Below are 18,987 nucleotides of genomic sequence, written 5' to 3' on the forward strand. Positions count from 1 at the left end.
CGGGGCCGCCGCGCTCGGCGGCCTCGGGGAGCGGCGCACGGGGTCACAACGTGCCGGTACGCCCGTCGGTGAGTTCCCGGAGGATGTCCGCCTGCCCGGCGTGGCGGGCGGTCTCCTCGATCATGTGGACGAGGATCCAGCGCAGCGAGACCTCGCCGAGCTGGGGGTGCGGCACCACGTGGTCGAGGTCGAAGCGGGCGGCGACCTCCCGGGAGCGGGCGCACGCCTGCTCGTAGCCGGCGGCGAGGTGCTCCACCGTGTCATCGGGGGCGAGGACGAAGCTGGTCACGGCGTCCTCCTCGCTGGTCAGGTAGACGTCGCCGGGCCCCGGCGCGAGCAGGCACGGGAACCAGTTGCGTTCGACCAGCGCGAGGTGTCTGAGCAGGCCGGCGAGGGTCGTCGCGGACGGCACCAGCCGGCGCGCCGCGTCGGCGTCGGAGAGACCGCGCACCTTGCGCAGGACCACGCTGCGGTGGAAGTCGAGGAACGATTCGAGCACCGCCCGCTCGTCGCCCGTGCGGGCGAGCACCGGACCGAGTGTGGGATCGATCGAGATCTCCGTCATCTCCGCACCCTAGGGCAACCGCCCACCCGCCGCCCGCTATCCGCTGCGCGGCCCGGTCCGGGAGGGCAGGATGGGCCCATGGCCGCAACGGTAGAGATTCCCCTCGTGGACGGCCCGGCCGGCGGGCAGCGCGTGACCGTCGAGCTGGACAGCAACGGCCGTCCGCCGCTGACCCATCACCACCTCGGCCCGGGCGGGCTCGCCGCCGCGGAGATCTACGAGCTGGAGTCCACCGGCGACGAGGCCCGCGACTGGCGCTACTGCTGGCGGGGCCCGGCCGCCTGAGCTCTCCGCTCAGGCGCGGGTGAGGGTGTGGGCCCGCAGGCTGTCGAGCACGGCCCGGGTGACCTGCGAGGTGCCCCTGGCCTCGTCGCAGACCTGCGCGACCCGGCGGGCGGTGGCCTCCGCGCGTCGCTCCCGCTCGTCCCAGAGCCGGTCGACCTCGGCGAGCAGCGGACCCTCCACCTCCCGCTCCACGCCGCGCAGCGCCGGCACGCCGAGTCGCTGGGCCAGGTCGAAGACCTTTCCGGCGTACGGCAGCGGGAGGAACGGCGTACCCACCATCGCCGCGAAGATCAGGAAGTGCAGCCGCATACCGACGGCCAGGTCGAAGTGGCGCATCAGGCCGAGCACCTGCTGAGGCGAGTACTTGCCGTGCAGGATCCGGCCCCGCTCGGCGGCGATCATGTGCGAGAGCACCCCGTGTGAGTGCCGGATGTCGTCGCGCTCCATGGGGACGAAGAGGACGTACGCGTCGATCCGGTGCACCAGGAAGTCACCGATCTGGGCCAGCAGGCGGTGGTAGCCGTCCACGTCCAGCCGTTCGGCGGCCCGCCCCGGCTCCCGTACGCTCATCCCCACCAGCCGTCGGCCGGCCGGCACCCCCTCCTCCCGCAGCAGCTCGGCGGGGAAGTCCTCGGGTTCGAGCAGGAACGCCGGGTCGGCGGTGACCGTGATCGGGTTGACCAGCCCGGCCTCCTCCAGCACCATCCGGGACTCCTGGTCACGGACGGTCACCTGGGTCGCGCCGGCCAGGGTCTCCCGGACCATGCCGGTGTCCACTCCGTCGCTCAACGGCCCGACCCCCACCGCGTACGTGATCAGTGGCAGGCCGCGCTCCTGGGCGACCCGGACCACCCGCAGGTAGCGACGGGCCTCCTTGTCGTAGAGGATGCCGCCGCCGCCGAGGATCAGCAGGTCGAGCTGGGCCAGCACCAACGCCGAGTCGGTGCGGCTGACCCCTTCCCAGGGCACCGCCTCGACATCCGGATGGGCCACCCGGGTGTGTTCCGGGTTCCGGGAGAAGACGATGATCCGGGCATTCGGCTCCTGCTCGCGCAAATCGGCCAGAAGGCCGGTGAGGATCGCCTCGTCACCGAGGTTCCGACCGCCGTACGAGCCGAGCACACCGATGGTCAGTCCGGCGCCATGCCTCATCCGTCGCTCCTCCCCGGGTGCGTCGGCGCGGCTTTCCCGTTGGGCCGGTGAACACTCCTGTGCCCCAGCTCAGCCCGGAACGGCTACGCCGCGCCCGGGTCGAGCCGCTTCGCCATCTGCTGGGCGGTGACGTGGAAGCCGAGGCTCTCGTAGAGGCCGATGGCGACCGAGTTCGTCCCGAAGACGTTCAACCCCAGCTCGGTCACCCCGAGTGCGGCGAGTTCGGCCTCGATGAGCTGGATCATCCGCCGTGCGTACCCGCGTCCCCGCTGCTCCGGATCCACCTCGATGTTGTGGATCCAGGCTCGCCCCGACCCGGCCAGCGCGTCGGACGCCCCGGCCGCGCCGGGCAGGGTCACCCAGATCCAGCCGACCTGCACGTCGCCGACCCGGGCGACGCGCAGCAGCACCTTCTCGGTCGCCGCACCGGCGGGCAGCAGGCTCCCGGTCTGCACGACCGCCCGGTCCAGCGCCTCGGCCGCCGGCACCGCGCGGTGCCGGGTCAGCTCCTCGGCGTACGACCGGTGCAGCGCCCCGAGCCGTGGCGCGAGCTCCTCGTCGGTCATCGGGGCGAGGGTCAGCGTCATGCGGTGGGAGTCCTTCCTGGGTGGGCCCGACCGGGCCGCGGGGCGACCCCGGCGACCAGGCGGGCGACGAACGCGGAGACCACCTCGTCGGCGTCGAAGCCGGCGTCGACGGAGGTGGTCAGCAGGTCGAGCAGCAGCCCGTCCATCGCGTAGTGCAGCAGAGCCACCTCGAACGCGCCACCCGGCAGCCCGGCGGCCACGTGGAAGGCCACGTCGTCGCGGTAGCCGCGGCGCAGCGTGTCGCCGAGGATCCGGGCCAGGTCGGGACGGCGGACCGCCTCCAGCCGCAGCTCGAAGAGCGCCCGGGTGAGCTCCGGCTGTCGGGTGGTGCGCTCGACGACGTAGCGGACGTAGTCGGTGAAGAGCTCCAGCGACGGCTCCCGGGCGGCGAGCGCGGCGAGCACCTCGTCGTCCGGGGTGAACCGCTCCATGATCCGCTCGCCGAGCGCGCCGAGCAGGGCGTCGCGGGAGCGGAAGTAGTTGGAGGCGGTGCCGACGGGCACCCCTGCCTCGGCGTCCACCGCGCGGTGCGTCAGCCCCCGCGCACCGGTGGCGGCCAGCACCCGCAGGCCCGCGTCCGCCAGGGCCGCCCGTCGTTCGATGTTCCGTGCCACGGAGAAGACCCTAGCAAAACCACGACACCTGTTGTACTTTGATCCACGACAACCGTAGTGATTGCAGGGAGTTCCCGCTTGCGCAAGCTCGTGTACTACGTCGCCGCCACCCTCGACGGCTTCATCGCCGCACCCGACGGGTCGTACGACTTCTTCCCCCTCGTGCCCGAGCCCGACGTGCTCGACCACATGCTGGCCAACTACCCCCAGACGCTGCCGACCTTCGCGCACGCGCAGTTCGGCATCGACCACCCCGAGGGCCGGTTCGACGCCGTGGTGATGGGCCGGGGCACCTACGACCCGGGGCTCGCGGCGGGCATCACCAGCCCCTACGCCCACCTCCAGCAGTACGTCTTCTCCCGCTCGCTGCCGCCCGCCGCCGAGCCGGAAGTGGAGATCGTCGCCGACGACCCGGTCGCCTTCGTCCGCGCGCTCAAGACGCGCGACGGCAAGGACATCTGGCTGGCCGGCGGCGGGCAGCTCGCCGGCCAGCTCCTGCCCGAGATCGACGAGCTGATCCTCAAGATCAACCCGGTCGTGGTCGGCAGCGGCATCCCGCTCGTCAGCCGGGACTTCGATCCACGCCGCTTCACGCTCGCCGAGACGCGACCGTTCGACAGTGGAGTGGTGATCCTGCGCTACACCCGGTCGGAGGACGGCCGGGGTAGCGACGGCTGACGATGATGGCGAGGTGAGAATCGCGCACGTCAGCGACAGCCACCTCGCCAACGTCGAGGGTGTGGCCACCTCGGTGGGCGCCACGGTGGCGCTGCTGCGGGCCGCCGGGCACCAGGTCGCCCTCTACTCGCCCGGGCCGCTGTCGCGCCGCCGCCCGGGCGAGCTGCCCTCGCTGCCGGTGCCGACCCGGCCGTACCGGCTGGCGCTGCCCCGGCTCCCCGACGCGCCGGTGGAGCTGCTGCACGTGCACACCACCGGCCCGGTCGGCATCGCCGGGCTTCGCTACGCGGCCGCCCGATCCCTGCCCGTCGTCTTCACCTGGCACACCGACCTGATCGCATACGCCCCGCACTACCCGGAGGTGCCACTCGGGGCCGCGTACGCGGGGCTGCGCCTCGGCCTGCCCTGGCGCGCCCGGGCGCTGCGGGAGCTGGCCCGGCCCGGCCCGGGGCGGGACGCGCGCCTGACCGAACTCGGCCGGTGCCTGCTCGCACAGATGAGCCTGCTGCTCGCCCCCTCCGCCAAGACCGCCGAGGCGATGGCGCCGATCGCCGGCCGGACCCCGATCGTGGTGCTGCCGACACCGGTCCCCGCCCCGACTCCCGACGACGACGACCGGCGACGGCTCCGGGCCGAACTCGGCATCCCGCCCGACGCCCCGGTGCTGCTCGCGGTGGGGCGGGCGTCGCCGGAGAAGGATCCCGAGCTGCTGCTCGCCGCGTTCGCCCAGGTACGCCGCGCGCTGCCCACGGCCCGGCTGGTGCTGCTCGGCGTACGCCGCAACCGGGTCGCGGTGCGCCGGGCGGCCCGCCGGCTCGCCGTCGACGACGCGGCGCACCTGCTCGACCCGGTGCCCCGGACGCGGGTCGGCGGGTACTACCGGGCGGCCGACGTGCTCGCCTTCACGTCCACGACCGACACCCAGGGGCTGGTGCTCGGCGAGGCCGAGGCGCACGGGCTCCCGGTGGCCATGGTGGACGCGGAGCTCGCCACCCGGCCGGGCACCGGCACCCGCCGGCCGTGCACCGCCGGCACACCCGCCGAGTTCGGAGCGTTGCTCCGGCGGCTGCTCACCGACGAGGCCCTCCGCGAACGGGTGACCGCCGAGGGCCGCGCCGCGGTCGAGGCGTGGAGCGGTGCCCGCTACCTGGCCGAGCTGACCCGGCTCTACACCACGCTCCGCCACCCCTCCCCCACGCGCCGCCCAGCCGGATGACGGCCGGCCGGGTCCTGCGGGCGAGCACCGTCGTGGTGCTCCTGGTCGGGCTGGCGCTCGCCCTCGTGGCGGCCCGCGACGAGCCGCTGGAGCTGCTCTGGTACTTCACCATCCAGGTGGATCTCGCCTACCTCGCCGTGCTGCGGCTCGGGCGGGCCGACCGGCTGCGGACCGCGCTCACCGTCTACCTCGTCGTCACCGGCCTGGTCTTCGTGCTGGTGCTCGCCAACCCGTGGAGCGGCTACAGCATGATGGCGACCGCCGACGCCCGAGGCGCCGTCTCGGACGCGGGCAACCTGCTGCTGCACGTGGTGGCGCCACCGCTGGCGGCCGCCGATTGGCTCAGCCACCGGCCCCGGCCCGCGCCGCCCCGGAGGTACCCGGTGACGCTGCTCGCCTACCCGCTCGCCTGGCTCACGGCGATCCTGGTCCGCGGGGCCGGCTCCGACCAGGCGGAGGAGCGATACCTCTACCCGTTCCTCGACGTGCCCCGCTTCGGCTACCCGACGGTCGTCGTCAACGCGCTGGCCTTCGCGACGCTCTTACTGCTGCTGGGCCTCACCGCCGCCCGGCTCTCCCACCCCGCACCGGCCGCCCGACTGCCCTGACCCCTCGGCCGATCCGGAGCGGCCCGGTCACCGACCGGCGTCGGCGACGTCGCGGGCGGTCGTCGTGCCGGCGCGAGTGGGCCGATGGCGGGGATCGGACCTGGTGGTGGGCGGGGAACGCGCCGTCCGATCGCCGCCAGACCGGGGCCCGCGCCGAGCCGAGGATCGATGCATGACGAAAACGTTGGAGGGCAAGGTCGCCCTGGTCACCGGCGGCGCGCGAGGCATCGGGGCGGGGATCGCGCTGCGCCTCGCCCAGGACGGCGCGGACGTGGCGCTGACCTACCGGCAGAGCGCGGAACAGGCCGCGACGGTGGTGAAGGAGATCCAGTCACTGGGCCGGCGGGCGCTGGCCGTCCAGGCCGACAGCGCCGACCCGGCGGCGATCCAGGGCGCGGTCGACCGGACGGCGATCGTGCTGGGCAGGTTGGACATCCTGGTGAACAACGCGGCGGTCTTCCTGGTCGGCGCGGTCGACGAACTGGGCGCCGACGAGGTGGAGCAGACCATCGCCGTGAACGTCCGCGGTTCGTACGTGGCCGCCCGGGCCGCGGCTCGGCACCTCGGCGAGGGCGGACGGATCATCAGCATCGGCAGCAACGTGGGCGAACGAGCGGTCTTCCCCGGGCTCGCGCTCTACTCGATGAGCAAGACCGCCCTGGCCGGGCTGACCCGGGGCCTGGCCCGGGAGCTGGGACCGCGCGGGATCACGGTCAACCTGGTCAACCCGGGGCCGACCGACACCGACAGCAACCCGGCCGACGGCCCGAACGCCGCGACGATCGCCGGCTTCACCGCGCTGGGCCGCTACGCCCGGCCCGCCGACATCGCGGCCACCGTCGCCCACCTGGCCGCGCCCGAGGCCGGGTACGTGACCGGCGCGGTGGTCAACGTGGACGGCGGCTTCACCAGTTGATCGGGGGGCCGGGCGCGGCGGGAACGAACTGTCGCGCCCGGCCTCGCGGGCCGCCCTCGCGGGCCGTGTGCCCCGGTCGGACGGAGGCGTGGTGCGGGAACGAGAGGATGGCCGGACGCGGGGCCGGGTGCACCGAACCGCACGCCCGGCCGGTCACCGGCGAGGCGGCCGACCTGTCATCATCGACGGGTGGGCTCGGTCGCCGGGAAGCTGACGCGAGTGGTCGGCGCGGTGACCCTCGGGTTCGGTGTGGCGCTGACCGTCGCGCCGCGGCCCAGCGCCCGGGCACTCGGCCTGAACGTCGGTGCCGTTCCGGTAAGGGCGATCGGCCTGGCCGACCTGGTCATCGCCGGCGGGCTCCTCCGCGCCGGACCACGCTGGCCGTGGATGGCCTCGCGGGCGGCGCTGAACGCCGTGCTGGTCGCCGCGTACGCGGCCGAAGCCAGGAGATCCCGCCGCCGGGTCGGTGCCCGTGCCGGGGTCGCCGCGATGTCCGTCCTGACCGTCGTGGACGCCGGCCTGACCGTCGCGCTGGCGAAGCGGCGCGACCCGGAACCGGCGGAAAACCCCCTTCCCTCCTGAGTCGACGGTTCGGCACCGGGCGGCCTTGTGGCCGCCGATGCGCGGCCCTAGCGTGTCAGCGCGAGGTTCCGTGGCTGTCCCTGGGAAGGCAGGTTCATGACGAGCGAGGCACGACTGGGACGGGGCGCCGGCAGGCCCGTGCGGGCGACCTGGTGGGTGCTGGGCGGGCTCGTCGTGGTCCTCGCCGCGGTGGGCGCCGGCCTCCTCTGGCGTCAGCCGCTCCTGATCGTCACGGTCGGCGTCGGCGTACTGCTGCCGGTGCTCGTCGGGATCCTCCGGCGTCGCCGGGTGGCGCTGACGGTGACCGTCCTGCTCGTCGGCCTGACCGGCGCGATCGCGGCGGTCGCGGTGCGCCTCGGCACCACCTCGGACGAGGGGCCCGGTCTGGGCGCGGCGCCCATGAAGATCGAGACCGTGGCGTACCGCGCCGAGGCCGTGCTGGACGGCGACACGCTCCGGCTCGACGAGGAGATCAGCGGCAAGGAGCTGGGCGTCGACGCCACCTGGGTCGCCGAGTTCGGCTGGCGACTCGACCGGACGGTCGACGGCGTCTCCGTCTACCGGCGCGGCCGGGATCTCCCGTTCCGCGCGGCGTCCCCAGCGTTCTCCGAGGTCGACCTGCCGATCACGCTCGGCCGCCGGCCCGACGGGGTGCGGCTGATGCCCGGCGAGGGGTCGCTCACCACGATCAGCGCGCCGAAGGGCGCGCTCGGGGTGATCGCGCCGGCACCGCAGGGGCTCGTGGACGCGCCGCGCCGCCAGGAGGTCGCCACCGTAGCGCTCGACGCCGAGAGCGAAACGGTGCTCGTCACCGTACGGGCCCCCTGGCTGCGCAACCCGCTCGGTCGAAACCTCGACGACTTCTTCTCCTGGGGGCCGGCCGCCTGGCTCGTCGGCGCCGCCACGACCGTGCTCTCGACGATCGTGGTCACCCGTCTGACTGGGGGCGTCGAGCGGCTGCTCGGCGGGGTGCTGGGCCGGCTGCGCCCGCAGGGGGCGGCACCACCCTCCGTTCCCGTGCCGGCGCAGACCTCCACCGTCCCGTCCCGCCGTCCACCACGGGCCGGCGTCGCGGGGCTGGTCCGCCGACGCCGGACCCGCCGCTAGGGCGCGTGTCGAAGTCCTCGGTCGAGCCGAGGCGGAGTCCAGGCGGCGGTCCGGCAAGGCGGGGATTCGTTCGGATACCGGTGTCGTATCCGGACGAAGCGCCGACGCCGCCGGTCGTCGTCTGGGCCCGCCGCAGGCCGGCCAGGGACTTCGACACACGCCCTGGGCGACGTACCCTCGCCCGGTGGGAGGAGGCACGATGAGCACCAGCACCACCGGGATCGCCATCGCCGCGATGGACGACCGGCACGCCGACGCCGTGCTCGCCATCTACCGGCTCGGCATCGCCACCGGCGACGCCACCTTCGAGACCGAGCCACCCGCCTGGGACCACTTCACCGCCACCCGGCTACCCGGGCACCGGTGGGTCGCCGTCGACCCGACCGGCCGGGTCCTCGGCTGGGTGGCCTGCTCGCCCGTCTCCGAGCGGTGCGTCTACGCCGGCGTCGTCGAGCACTCCGTCTACGTACACCCCGACGCCCACGGTCGAGGCGTCGGCCGTGCCCTGCTGGAAGCGCTGATCGCCTCCACCGAGCGGGCCGGGATCTGGACCATCCAGTCCGGGGTCTTTCCGGAGAACACCGCCAGCCTCGCGCTCCACGCGGCCTGCGGCTTCCGCACCGTCGGCATCCGCCGACGCATCGGCCGCCAGCACGGCGTCTGGCGCGACGTGACGCTCATCGAGCGCCGCAGTCCCGTCGTCGGCTGATCGCGGGCCGGTCAGCGATCCCGCGTCGTCGAGGATCCCGGTCAGCCGGGCCCGGCACTCGCGTACGAACGCCGGGTAGCTGTCCCAGTAGTAGGAGACCCCGCTGACCGCGACGGCGACGGCCCAGGCCCGGGCGCGCAGCCAGGTCACCTCGTCGAGGCGGGTGCTCTCCCAGTAGGCCGCTCTCGCCTCGGCGGGGAGGTCCCACACGGTGGCGTGCTCGGCATCGGGGTGGCCGACCGAGAGACCGCCGAAGTCGATGATCGCGTGGAGCCGGCCCTCGTGCGCCAGGAGATTGGCGGGCCGCAGGTCCCCGTGCAACCACTCCGGCCGGCCGGTCGGCTCGGGCAGGCGCAGCGCGTCCCGCCACATTCGTTCCAGCGCCGCGACGTCGAGCTCGAGGCCGCTGATGCCCCGGCAGTCCGCGAAGCTCCGGGTGACCCAGCCGTCGCACGGCTCCAGCGCGCCGCCGCGGTACCAGCTGAGATCACCCTCGCGGGTCGCGCCCATCAGGTCGGTGGAGTGCAGGCTCCGCACGGCCGCCGCCAGGTCCCGACCGAAGGTCGACCAGTCGGTGACGCACCCCGGCCCGAGGACCTCGCCGTCGATCCAGCGGTACACGGCCCAGGCGACCGGGAAGGCGGCGGCCGGCTCGCCGGCGTGGACCGGCTCCGGGACCCGGCAGGGAAGGTGCGGCGCCAGCCGGGGAAGCCAGGTCCGCTCCTTGCGCAGCGCGTTCGCCTTCTCCGGGGTACGCGGCAGCCGTACGAGCAGCTCGTCACCGAGCCGGTACATGGTGTTGTCGGTTCCCGCCCCGGCGAACACGACGGGCAGGTCGGCCCACTCCGGCCGTTGCTCCTTCAGCAGTGACCGGACGACGTCCTCGTCGACCCGGATCTCGTTCTCATGCAACATCACCCGACAGCTTCCCGGCCGGGCGCGGGCGATGCCAGTGGTTATCCGGCTCCGGGTGGACGGGCCGGCACGTCCGGGCGTCGCCGACTACTCGCCGACCGGGCCGCCCGCCAGCTCCGTCACGATGTCCAGGTGCCCGAGATGGCGGGCGTACTCCTGCAGGAGGTGGAAGAGCACCCGCTCCAACGGTGGTGGCTCGGCGCCCGCCCAACGTTCGCTCGGCGCTCCGCGTACGTCGAGTCCGGTGCCCGTCACGACCGCGCGGGTGTGCGCGCCCTGGGCACGCAGCGCGGCCAGCAACTGCTCGCGGCTCTCCTCCGGCGCGACGTACCACCGGTCCGCACGCCGGTCGCCCCACGGGTCGCCGACGTCGCGCCCCTGGAAACCCCATTCGATCCAGCGCAGCTCCACGTAGCGCAGATGCTTTGCCAGTTCCAGCGGCGTCCAACCGGAGGGCAGCGTGCTGCGGCGCATCTCCGCCTCCGGCAGCGCGGAGAGCTTCGCGACCACGCTCTCCCGGAAGTAGTCGAGGTAGCGCAGGAACACCTCGGCACGTCCGGCGGCCGGCACGGTGGGTTCGGGGAACTCGACGGTCACTTGGCCATTATCGGTTGATCACGGCCGACCCGCCCGTCGGCGGTGCGGCGCGACAGGAATAATTCCGCGGCATGCGGGGGCGGATCGGCGCGGCCGGACGGTGGTACGTGAAACGTCGGCTGCTCGTCCGCTGGGCGCTCGCCGTGCTGGTCGTCGGCGCGGTGCTGGTGGGCGGCGCAACGGCGGCGAGCGTGGCGTGGATCCGCGGCGGCGCGGAGGGTCACCTCTACGACGAGTCCGGGGTGCCGGATGCGCCGGTCGCCCTGGTGCTGGGCACCAAGGTGGACGCGAACGGCAGCCCGTCACCGTTCCTCGCCGCCCGGCTGGATCTCGCCCGGAGGCTCTTCGAGGCCGGGAAGGTACGGGCGGTGCTGGTCTCCGGCGACAACATGAACGCCGACTACGACGAGCCCGGCGCGATGCGGCGCTGGCTCGTCGACCGGGGCGTGCCGGCCCGGAAGGTGGTGCTGGACCGGGCCGGTTTCGACACGTACGACTCGTGCGCGCGAGCGAAGCGGATCTTCGGGGTGGAGCGCGTCACGGTGGTGACCCAGTCGTTCCATCTGCCCCGAGCCGTGGCGTTGTGCCGGCGCCTCGGCATCGACGCCAACGGCGTGGGCGACGAGAGCGCCAGGGGGCAGCACGCCGGGCGCTGGCGCGTCAGCTCCACCCGCGAGTACGGGGCGTGCGTGAAGGCGGCGCTGGACCTGCTCTCCGGCCGGGACCCGGACCGCCTCGGCCCGCGTGATCCGGGCGTCGACGACGCGCTGCGCGACGACTGACGGCCTTCGGCGCCGGGATCGGGTCCGGTCAGGCGGCCTCGCCGACCTCGTACGGGTGGACGTCGTCCGGGTCGTACGGCTCGGCGGCCAACTCGACGGCCTGGGCGGGCCCGTCGGCGTAGTAGACGTGGGCGCAGCGGGGCAGGACGGTGACGAGGTCGCCGGCCTCCAGGGTCGCCTGGCCGCGCTCGCCGGACTCCAGGTCCTCGTATACGGCCCGGAGCCGCCCGCTGATCACGTAGAGGATCTCGATCTTGCGCTCGTGGTAGTGGTTCCCGCGTGGCCTCCCGGTCTCGGGCAGGAACTCCAGATAGGCGAGGTACCGGTAGGTCCCGCCGTTGACGATCCGGGCGAACTCGCCCGCCGGCGACTGGAGCCGCCCGCCCTCGTCGGGGAGGGGCGGCGCGGTCACCGTGAGCCGCCGAACCTGCACCTTGTTCACACGATCATGCTAGGCACCGGGGGTGCACGGACCGTGAACGACCGGGGTGGCCGTCGTGCGCCTCCACGGAAGAGGGACTGGGCGTGTGCCGGTCGGCAGAGCGGGAAGGCCGTTCGGATGACCGACCCATCGGAGCGGGCCCGACGCGCACTTCGCCGCATCCACGAGGCTGCCGTGCGGCACCGGGACCTCGAGCTGCACCGGGCGGCCGAGGAGATCGCCCGGTCGGCCCAGGCGAGGGAGCTCGATCCGGGGCCCGTCGAGTCGTACCGCCCCTGCCCGGTCTGCGGCGCCGAGCCGGGACAGCTCTGCATCAACATCCCCGGCCGCCCCGTGGCACCTGGGGAGATGCACCCGGAGCGGACGAAGGAGGGGCCGTAGGGAGTCTGGGCTCCACCCCAGTCCCCATCCCGCACAGCCGCGGCTGTGTGACCCTGTTCACTGCAGAAGACGTTATGCGGCGGTGTCTGCCGTTTTGGCATCCCTCTTTTATGGCGTGACTCCCACCCGGAATCAGCCTTTCCACCTGGCTCAACCCGAAAAGACCGCGGGGAACCCCCTTGCGCAATGGTCAAGAAACGTTGACCATTGCTCGCATGCCTGCCGATGAGCTTCCCGAGACGTTTCACGTCACCACGCACGAGCAGCTACGTGCCGTCTCCAACCTCACCCGTCACCGGATCATGGCCGTGCTCCGCTTCGAGCCCGCAACGATCACCCAGATCGCCGAGCGGGTGGGCCTCGCGAAGGGGAGTTCCAGCTATCACGTGCGGCTACTGGAGCGGGCCGGCCTGGTGAAGGTGGTACGGACGCGGAAGGTGCGCGGTGTCACCGAGCGGTACTACGCGATGGCCGCGCGGTCGATCGTGCTGCCGGATCCGGGGGAGGGCGGGCCGGATGTGCTGATGCGCCATGCGGTGGCGGACCTGGAGGCGTCGCCGGTGGAGGGGCGGCACGTACGGATGGCGCATCTGCGGCTCACCGAGGAGCAGTTCGCCGAGCTGGGAGCGCGGCTGCAGGCACTGGCGGACGAGTACCGGGAGCTGTCGAATCCGTCGCTGCCGGACGCCTCACTCGTCTTCGCACTCTTCCACCCGGCGCGGGGCCAGCAGGCCGAAGGGGAGGCCAAATGACCTCAGACGCGAGGAAGCTGCCAACCGGGTTCGGGCGGCTGTGGACCGCACAGACGGTGTCCTCGCTCGGCGACGGGGTGATGCACGCTGCCCTGCCGCTGCTCGCGTTGACGGTGACGCGGGATCCGATGGCGCTCGCCGTCGTCGCGGCCGCCGGGACGCTGCCCTGGCTGCTCTTCGGCGTGCTCGGCGGCGCGCTGGTGGACCGCTGGGACCGCCGACGCACGATGTGGATCGCGGACACCGCGCGTGCGGCGCTGCTCGCGATACCGGCGACCGCCGCCGCGCTCGACGTGCTGAGCGTTCCGCTGCTCGCGGCCGTCGCCTTCCTGCTCGGCCTCGGCGGGCTCTTCTTCGACACGGCCGCCACCGCGTATCTGCCGGATCTGCTCCGCCGCGATCCCGCACTCCTGGAGCGCGCCAACTCCCGCCTGCGCGGCGCCCAGACCGCGATGTCCGGCTTCGCGGGGCCGCCTGCGGGCAGTGCGCTGCTCGCGCTCGGGCGGGCGGTTCCGCTGCTCGCCGACGCGCTGTCGTTCGCGCTCTCCGCCCTGCTCGTACGGTCGCTGCCCGCCATGTCCCGACCCGTGCCTGAGGTCCGAGAGTCGCTGCTTCGGCAGGCCCGCGCCGGTGCCTCGTACGTCTTCCGGGACCGGTTGCTGCTCGGGCTCGCGCTGCGCCCGGCGGTCGGGAACGTCGCCTTCCTCGCCGTGGAGACCGTCCTCGCCCTCTTCGCGCACGACCGCCTCGGCATCGACACCTACGGCTTCGGCCTGCTCCTCACGGCGGAGGCCACCGGCGGTCTGCTCGGGGCGGGCATCGCCACCTTCCTCGGCCGGCGACTCGGCACCGGCACCGCACTGACCTGCACGGCCGCAGTCGAGGGCCTTGCCATCCTGGGGCTTGCCGCCGCCCCGAATCCGTACGTGGCCGGGCTCGCGCTCGCCGTCTGCGGAGCGGGCATGGGCGCCACGATGGTGCTCGCACCCTCCCTGCGGCAGGCGATCGTCCCGGCCCACCTGATGGGTCGGGTCGCCTCCACCTCCCGGATGCTCGCCATGTGCGCCGCCCCGTTCGGCGCCTTCCTCGGCGGCTGGCTGGCCACCACCTACGACGTGCGCACCCCGCTCTACGCCGCCGCCGGCCTCCTCCTCGCCATGACCGCCGTCACGGCGACCATGACCAGCAACCGCCGGGTCGAGGCGGCGCTACGTGATTCTTCCGACCGTCAGCGTTCGGCAGAGAACAGCCGCCCCGCCCGGGTCGCCGACGCGGCCGTCTCTGCCTGATCGGCACCACCCGCCAGCTCCGAAGTCACGACTGCCGGAAAGGCATCAGATGCTCTACTCGACCGCACGCGTCGTCACCGACCGCCCCCACCGCTACATCAAGCAACTGGTCTCACACATGGGGCGCAAGGTGCCCACCGAACTCGACGAGGATCGCGGGTCCATCACGTTCAGCCTCGGCAGCTGCCTGCTCGTGGCCTCGACCGCCCACTTCGACATGATCGTCAAAGCCGGCACGGCGGACGCGATCGCGGCGGTGGAGGACACCATCACCCGCCACCTGCTGCGATTCGCGACCAGGGACACGCTCACCGTCGACTGGCTGCCCCTGGTGCGGCCGGCCACAACGGAGGACGACGCCGGTCTCCTCGCCCTCGACCGCGCGGCCTGGACCACCGGGTCCGGACTCCCCTCCACCCGGACCGACGAGCGAACGGCCTACTTCGACGAACGACGCAAGCCCGAAACCCACCTCGTCGCCACTCTCGGCGGCCAGATCGTCGGCACCGTGAGTACCCACCAAACGACCCGGTTCCCGGAGGGGGCTCACGTCTTCGGCCTGTGGAACCTCATGGTGGCCGAGCAAGCCCGCCGGATGGGTATCGCCTCAGCCCTGCTTTCGGGCGCCGAACGCCTTGCCGGCGCACAGGGCGCGAAGAAGATCGGACTGCGCGTCCTGGCGACCAACACCGGTGCCATATGGCTCTACGAACAGCACGGTTATGCCGTCGAAGGCCGATACGTCGACGAGTTTCTGATCGACGGCGCTTACGTCGATGACCTAAGCCTGGGCAAGCGCCTGACGCCGCCCTCGCGAGGGACTGTCTGAGCGAAGAGGCAACAACCCTGGGTTCGGGCGGGTTCTGCCTGGTCGTCAAGGGGTGGGCGCGGCAGGTTTCGAACCTGCGACCCCTCGCTTGTAAGGCGAGTGCTCTCCCACTGAGCTACGCGCCCGGAACGCCCGTGCGGCGGGCCGGTGGCTGGCAAGCTTACCTGCTCGCCGCCGGCCCGGTCGCACGGCGTGGCCGGATCGCTCAGCCGGCGGTCTCGGCCAGCGCCTTGCGCCAGTTCTGCTGGTCGCGCGACTCCCCCGGCATCGTCATCTCGGCGTACCGGACGACCCCGGTTCCGTCGATCACGAAGGTGCCCCGGTTGGCGACGCCGGTGACCTCGTTGAAGACTCCGTACGCCTGGGCGACCGAGCCGTGCGGCCAGAAGTCGGCGAGCATCGGGAAGTGGTAGCCCTCGCGGTCCGCCCACACCTTGTGGCTGTAGACGGAGTCGACGCTGACGGTGAGCACCTGGACGTCGTCGTTGGCGTACTCGTCGAGGTTGTCGCGGATCTCCGCCAGCTCGCCCTGGCAGATGCCGGTGAAGGCGAGCGGGTAGAAGACCAGCAGCACCGTGCGCCGACCGCGGAAGTCGGAGAGCCGTACCTCCTGGTTGTTCTGGTCCTTCAGCACGAAGTCCGGCGCCTCGGCGCCGACGGCTATCGGCATGCGTGAACTCCTCGCGTCGGGACGGCACGAGCCACACCCGGCGGCGGTTCCGCCGGGCGACCGGGTGGCCGTTCGTCGTCCCCGGGGAGGCGACGGGCGGCTGGTGGGCTACTTCTTGCTCTTGGCCCCCCGGCGCAGGACGAGGCGCGCGGCGCTCCAGTCCCGGCCGGCGTTGACCGTCGAGGTCTGCTGGAGGCCGGCGGTGGGGGCGGACTCGGCGATCTCGCTCGGCTCGACGTGTCCGTCGCGCCCCGCCTTCGGCGTGAGCAGCCACACGACCCCGTTGTCGGCCAGCGGGCCGAGGGCGTCGACGAGCAGTTCGAAGAGATCACCGTCGCCGTCGCGGTACCAGACGAGCACCGCGTCGACCACCTCGTCGGTGTCCTCGTCGACGAGATCTCCAGAGCGGTCAGTCAGGGCCTCACGGAGGTCGTGGTCGACGTCGTCGTCGTACCCCATCTCCATGACGACCATCCCCGGCTCGATTCCGAACCGGTCCGCCAGGCTGCGTACCCCGTCGGCGGCCTGACCAGCGGTCGCGCTCACTGTCGCGTGCCTCCTCATCTCGTCCCTGCGCGACGCCGGTTCGGCGCCGTCAGGCAAAGTCCACACAGTTGTGCCTCCCCGCGCAAGTGGCGCACCGGGTGGAACGGAATTTACCGTGCCAGGAGAGTGCGGGCACCCTGGGTAATGGCTTCTTCAGAGACCAGAACCTGACGCGCGGCCGGACCTAATGGTACAAACGAGTCAACTCCGGCTACTCGCCGCGCCGCACCGACATATCCGGCATCGACCAGTGCGGCGAGCACGCCCTCGCCGACCCCGCCGGAGCGGCGCGTCTCGTCCACCACCAGCACCCGCCCGGTCGCCGAGGCCTCCCGCATGATGTCCGCCACCGGCAGCGGGGCGAGCCAGCGCAGGTCCACCACCCGGGTGCCGACCCCCTCGTCGGCGAGCACCGCCGCCGCCCGCAGCGACAGGCGAACGCCGTTACCGAACGTGATGATCGTCAGATCCTCGGCGGACCCCACTCCGTACACCCGGGCCCGCCCGATCGGCACGTGCCCGCTCGCCCAGGCGCCCGGCTCCGCGTAGCCGGCGAGCCACTCGCCGTCGCCCTCGGTGTAGAGGTCCCGGGTGTGGTAGAGCGCGATCGGCTCCAGGAAGACGCAGACGCTGCCGTCCACCGCCGCGCTGGCCAGGCAGGTACGCAGCATGGGCGCGGCGTCGTCCGGCCGCGCCGGCACCGCGATCACCAGACCGGGAACGTCCCGGAGTACGGCCACCGAGTTGTCGTTGTGGAAGTGCCCGCCGAAGCCCTCCTGGTACGCCAGGCCGGCCACCCGCACCACCATCGGATTGCGGTACGCCCCCTGGGAGAAGAACTGCATGGTGGCCGCCTCGCCGCGCAGCTGGTCCTCGGCGTTGTGCAGGTACGCCAGGTACTGGATCTCGGGCACCGGCAGCATTCCGGCCAGCCCGGCGCCCAACCCGAGCCCGAGCACCGACGTCTCGTCGAGCAGGGTGTCGAAGACCCGGGCCGGCCCGAAGCGGTCGCGCAGCCCCTTCGTCACCCCGTACACGCCGCCCTTCGCGGCCACGTCCTCGCCGAAGACCGCCATCTCCTCGTGGTCGAGCATTCCGTCGCTGAGCGCCGCGTTGATGCTCTGCGCCAGCGTCAACGGCCCGGCCAGCTCCGGGAGCCGGCCGCCGAACGTCGCGTCGCGGGCCGCCGCGCCCGGGCCCGCGGCCCGCGCGGCGGCCTCGGCCACCGCCCTGGCCAGCCGCGCCGGCCGCCGGGGGGCCAGCGGCGCGACCACGTCGGCCGCGCCCGTCAGCTTCGGCTCGCCGATCACCACCTCGGCGACGCGGCGCACCAGCCAGCCGATCTCGTCGTACCGGGCCAGCAGCTCCTCGCCACCGGCCACTCCCGCCTCGACCAGCAGCCGCGCCGTGGCCGCCACCGGATCCCGGTCGAGGTCCCTGGCGAGCTCCGCCGGGCTGCGGTACGCCGTCTCGGCGTCCGCGCCCGCGTGCCCCATCAGCCGGACCGTACGCAGGTGCAGGACCGCCGGGCGCCGGTGCCGGCGCACCCAGGCGGCCGCCTCTTCCGCCGCCGTGTACGCCCGCACCGGGTCGCTGCCGTCGGCGGCGAAGTAGCGGATGCCCGGCTTGGACCGCAGGGCCGCCTCCACCCAGCCCTGCGGCGTCCGAACGCTGATGCCGAGGCCGTTGTCCTCGCAGACGAAGAGCACCGGGATGCGCAGGCCGGTGTGGTCGTACCAGCCCGCCGTGTTGAACGCGGCGGTGGCGCTGGCATGGTTGATCGAGGCGTCGCCGAACGAGCAGACGACGATCGAGTCGGACGGCCAGGTCGGGCTCTCGCTCGCCTCGTCGCCGGCGTCCACCCCGCCGGCCCGTCGGGTCTCCCGCCGGCGCAGCCGCTCGACGGCGAGCCCCATGCCGACGGCCCGGGGCAGGTGCGAGGCGATGGTGGAGGTGGTCGGCACGACCGCGAGGTCGGGGTGGCCGAAGACCTTGTGCCGGCCGCCGGCGATCGGTTCCCGGGCCGAGGCGACGACACCGCGCAGCACGTCCCCGGCCGCCTCCGCGTACGCCCAGGGGCGCTCCGGCCGCGCCGCAGCGCCCACGGCGTCCTGAGGGCCCTCGGCGGCCTCCCGCCCACCGTCGGCCCCGGTCGGGGCCTCGTCCGCCCCGTGGGCGGCCCGCGCCGAGTCCTCGGGCGCGGCGGCGCCCGCGTCGGGCTGCTCGTCGGACGACTCGCCGGCAGCGTCGAAGAGTCCCACTCCCACGTCGGAGGCGTCCGCGGCCGCCTCGCGCCCCAGATCGGACGGCGAGTGGGCGGCCGAATCGGCCGGATGCGCCACGGCCGCCTCAGCGGCCGGGCCGGCCGCGCCCTGGGCCGCGCGGACGCAGTAGAACGCGCCGGAGCGGTAGTGCAGCAGGGCCGGATCGGTCGGCTGCAGCACGGCGGCGACCAGGGCGTTTGCCTCGTGGCCGGCCGAGCCGATGGTGTAGAAGCCCTCGCCGAAGCTGCGCAGCCAGCGCCCGGCCAGATCCAGCTGCCGGCTGGTGACCTGTGCGTCGAAGATGTCGAGGGCCTGCGCGCCGGTCAGCGTCGCGCCGTCGGTGACCGGTTCGGCCGGGTCACGTCGGCGCGCGGTCGGGCCCAGCGCGGCCAGGGTCTCCCGGAACCGGTCGTCGAGATCTTGCGGGGTGGTCACGTCCGACAGCATTACCGACGCACGCCCGTCGCGCCCAGTCGGACACACACCACCCGGGCCGGGACG

Annotated in this window: 22 protein-coding genes, 1 tRNA gene and 1 pseudogene; 13 read left to right on the forward strand and 11 right to left on the reverse strand. The window is 73.3% G+C overall.

Going from position 1 to position 18,987, the window contains the following annotated elements:
- Positions 1-43: 43 nt before the first annotated feature.
- On the reverse strand, positions 44-565 hold the full coding sequence (locus tag D7044_RS08275; RefSeq protein ID WP_120678490.1) for a DinB family protein: 522 nt from the start codon (positions 563-565) through the stop codon (positions 44-46).
- Positions 566-643: 78 nt separating this feature from the next.
- On the opposite strand from D7044_RS08275, the gene D7044_RS08280 reads away from it, so the two are divergent.
- Positions 644-850, forward strand: a complete 207-nt coding sequence (locus D7044_RS08280) for a hypothetical protein (protein WP_120678492.1) — start codon at positions 644-646, stop codon at positions 848-850.
- 9 nt (positions 851-859) lie between these two features.
- Here D7044_RS08280 and D7044_RS08285 read toward each other — a convergent pair whose 3' ends face one another.
- The 3 genes from D7044_RS08285 to D7044_RS08295 form a co-directional block, all read right to left on the reverse strand.
- A complete protein-coding gene (locus tag D7044_RS08285) occupies positions 860-2,002 on the reverse strand; it encodes a polysaccharide pyruvyl transferase family protein (RefSeq protein WP_120678495.1) in 1,143 nt (380 codons plus the stop codon).
- 83 nt (positions 2,003-2,085) lie between these two features.
- Positions 2,086-2,589, reverse strand: coding sequence for a GNAT family N-acetyltransferase (locus D7044_RS08290; RefSeq protein WP_120678497.1), 504 nt, complete (start codon positions 2,587-2,589; stop codon positions 2,086-2,088).
- Positions 2,586-3,203 (reverse strand): TetR/AcrR family transcriptional regulator, encoded by a 618-nt coding sequence (locus D7044_RS08295; protein WP_120688424.1) that lies wholly within the window; start codon positions 3,201-3,203, stop codon positions 2,586-2,588. The genes D7044_RS08290 and D7044_RS08295 overlap by 4 nt, the downstream gene beginning before the upstream one ends.
- 78 nt (positions 3,204-3,281) lie before the next feature.
- Between D7044_RS08295 and D7044_RS08300 the strand changes: the two genes are divergently transcribed.
- The 7 genes from D7044_RS08300 (at position 3,282) to D7044_RS08330 (ending at position 9,019) form a co-directional block, all read left to right on the forward strand.
- Positions 3,282-3,881 (forward strand): dihydrofolate reductase family protein, encoded by a 600-nt coding sequence (locus D7044_RS08300; RefSeq protein ID WP_120688425.1) that lies wholly within the window; start codon positions 3,282-3,284, stop codon positions 3,879-3,881.
- A gap of 13 nt (positions 3,882-3,894) precedes the next feature.
- Positions 3,895-5,097: a glycosyltransferase gene (locus D7044_RS08305; protein ID WP_120688426.1), complete on the forward strand. Its 1,203-nt coding sequence runs from the start codon at positions 3,895-3,897 to the stop codon at positions 5,095-5,097.
- On the forward strand, positions 5,094-5,705 hold the full coding sequence (locus tag D7044_RS08310; RefSeq protein WP_120688427.1) for a Pr6Pr family membrane protein: 612 nt from the start codon (positions 5,094-5,096) through the stop codon (positions 5,703-5,705). The genes D7044_RS08305 and D7044_RS08310 overlap by 4 nt, the downstream gene beginning before the upstream one ends.
- A gap of 172 nt (positions 5,706-5,877) precedes the next feature.
- Positions 5,878-6,621, forward strand: a complete 744-nt coding sequence (locus D7044_RS08315) for an SDR family oxidoreductase (RefSeq protein ID WP_120688428.1) — start codon at positions 5,878-5,880, stop codon at positions 6,619-6,621.
- Between the two features lie 189 nt (positions 6,622-6,810).
- Positions 6,811-7,203: a hypothetical protein gene (locus D7044_RS08320; RefSeq protein ID WP_120688429.1), complete on the forward strand. Its 393-nt coding sequence runs from the start codon at positions 6,811-6,813 to the stop codon at positions 7,201-7,203.
- A 96-nt stretch (positions 7,204-7,299) separates the two neighbouring features.
- A complete protein-coding gene (locus tag D7044_RS08325) occupies positions 7,300-8,310 on the forward strand; it encodes a hypothetical protein (RefSeq protein WP_147434603.1) in 1,011 nt (336 codons plus the stop codon).
- A gap of 199 nt (positions 8,311-8,509) precedes the next feature.
- Complete coding sequence (locus D7044_RS08330) at positions 8,510-9,019, forward strand: GNAT family N-acetyltransferase (protein ID WP_120678513.1); 510 nt, start codon at positions 8,510-8,512, stop codon at positions 9,017-9,019.
- 141 nt (positions 9,020-9,160) lie between these two features.
- Here D7044_RS08330 and D7044_RS32905 read toward each other — a convergent pair.
- Both D7044_RS32905 and D7044_RS08340 read right to left on the reverse strand, forming a co-directional pair.
- Positions 9,161-9,934, reverse strand: a pseudogene (locus D7044_RS32905) (aminoglycoside phosphotransferase family protein); the annotation flags it as partial.
- 87 nt (positions 9,935-10,021) lie between these two features.
- Positions 10,022-10,531 (reverse strand): mycothiol transferase, encoded by a 510-nt coding sequence (locus tag D7044_RS08340; protein WP_120688431.1) that lies wholly within the window; start codon positions 10,529-10,531, stop codon positions 10,022-10,024.
- Positions 10,532-10,602: 71 nt separating this feature from the next.
- Here D7044_RS08340 and D7044_RS08345 point away from each other — a divergent pair, with 71 nt between their 5' ends.
- The gene (locus tag D7044_RS08345) at positions 10,603-11,313 is read left to right on the forward strand and encodes a SanA/YdcF family protein (RefSeq protein WP_120688432.1); all 711 of its coding nucleotides are present in this window, start codon (positions 10,603-10,605) and stop codon (positions 11,311-11,313) included.
- Positions 11,314-11,341: 28 nt separating this feature from the next.
- Here the strand turns inward: D7044_RS08345 and D7044_RS08350 are convergent, their stop codons facing one another.
- Positions 11,342-11,755, reverse strand: coding sequence for a cupin domain-containing protein (locus D7044_RS08350; protein WP_120688433.1), 414 nt, complete (start codon positions 11,753-11,755; stop codon positions 11,342-11,344).
- Between the two features lie 117 nt (positions 11,756-11,872).
- On the opposite strand from D7044_RS08350, the gene D7044_RS08355 reads away from it, so the two are divergent.
- From D7044_RS08355 to D7044_RS08370, 4 genes are all read left to right on the forward strand, one after another.
- The gene (locus D7044_RS08355) at positions 11,873-12,136 is read left to right on the forward strand and encodes a hypothetical protein (RefSeq protein WP_147434604.1); all 264 of its coding nucleotides are present in this window, start codon (positions 11,873-11,875) and stop codon (positions 12,134-12,136) included.
- Between the two features lie 215 nt (positions 12,137-12,351).
- Entirely contained in the window at positions 12,352-12,888 is a 537-nt protein-coding gene (locus D7044_RS08360; protein ID WP_120688434.1) for an ArsR/SmtB family transcription factor, read from the forward strand.
- The gene (locus D7044_RS08365; RefSeq protein WP_120688435.1) at positions 12,885-14,177 is read left to right on the forward strand and encodes an MFS transporter; all 1,293 of its coding nucleotides are present in this window, start codon (positions 12,885-12,887) and stop codon (positions 14,175-14,177) included. The genes D7044_RS08360 and D7044_RS08365 overlap by 4 nt, the downstream gene beginning before the upstream one ends.
- Before the next feature lie 49 nt (positions 14,178-14,226).
- The gene (locus tag D7044_RS08370; protein WP_120688436.1) at positions 14,227-15,006 is read left to right on the forward strand and encodes a GNAT family N-acetyltransferase; all 780 of its coding nucleotides are present in this window, start codon (positions 14,227-14,229) and stop codon (positions 15,004-15,006) included.
- Between the two features lie 53 nt (positions 15,007-15,059).
- On the opposite strand, the gene D7044_RS08375 is transcribed toward D7044_RS08370, so the two are convergent.
- From D7044_RS08375 to D7044_RS08390, 4 genes are all read right to left on the reverse strand, one after another.
- Positions 15,060-15,131 (reverse strand) — tRNA-Val (locus tag D7044_RS08375).
- A gap of 80 nt (positions 15,132-15,211) precedes the next feature.
- A complete protein-coding gene (locus tag D7044_RS08380) occupies positions 15,212-15,676 on the reverse strand; it encodes a peroxiredoxin (protein ID WP_120688437.1) in 465 nt (154 codons plus the stop codon).
- 108 nt (positions 15,677-15,784) lie between these two features.
- On the reverse strand, positions 15,785-16,222 hold the full coding sequence (locus D7044_RS08385) for a DUF3052 domain-containing protein (protein WP_120678531.1): 438 nt from the start codon (positions 16,220-16,222) through the stop codon (positions 15,785-15,787).
- Between the two features lie 110 nt (positions 16,223-16,332).
- Complete coding sequence (locus tag D7044_RS08390; RefSeq protein ID WP_120688438.1) at positions 16,333-18,933, reverse strand: thiamine pyrophosphate-dependent enzyme; 2,601 nt, start codon at positions 18,931-18,933, stop codon at positions 16,333-16,335.
- Positions 18,934-18,987: the final 54 nt, after the last annotated feature.

Origin of the sequence: Micromonospora musae (assembly GCF_003626635.1) — a bacterium.
GTDB classification, from domain to species: Bacteria; Actinomycetota; Actinomycetes; order Mycobacteriales; family Micromonosporaceae; genus Micromonospora; species Micromonospora musae.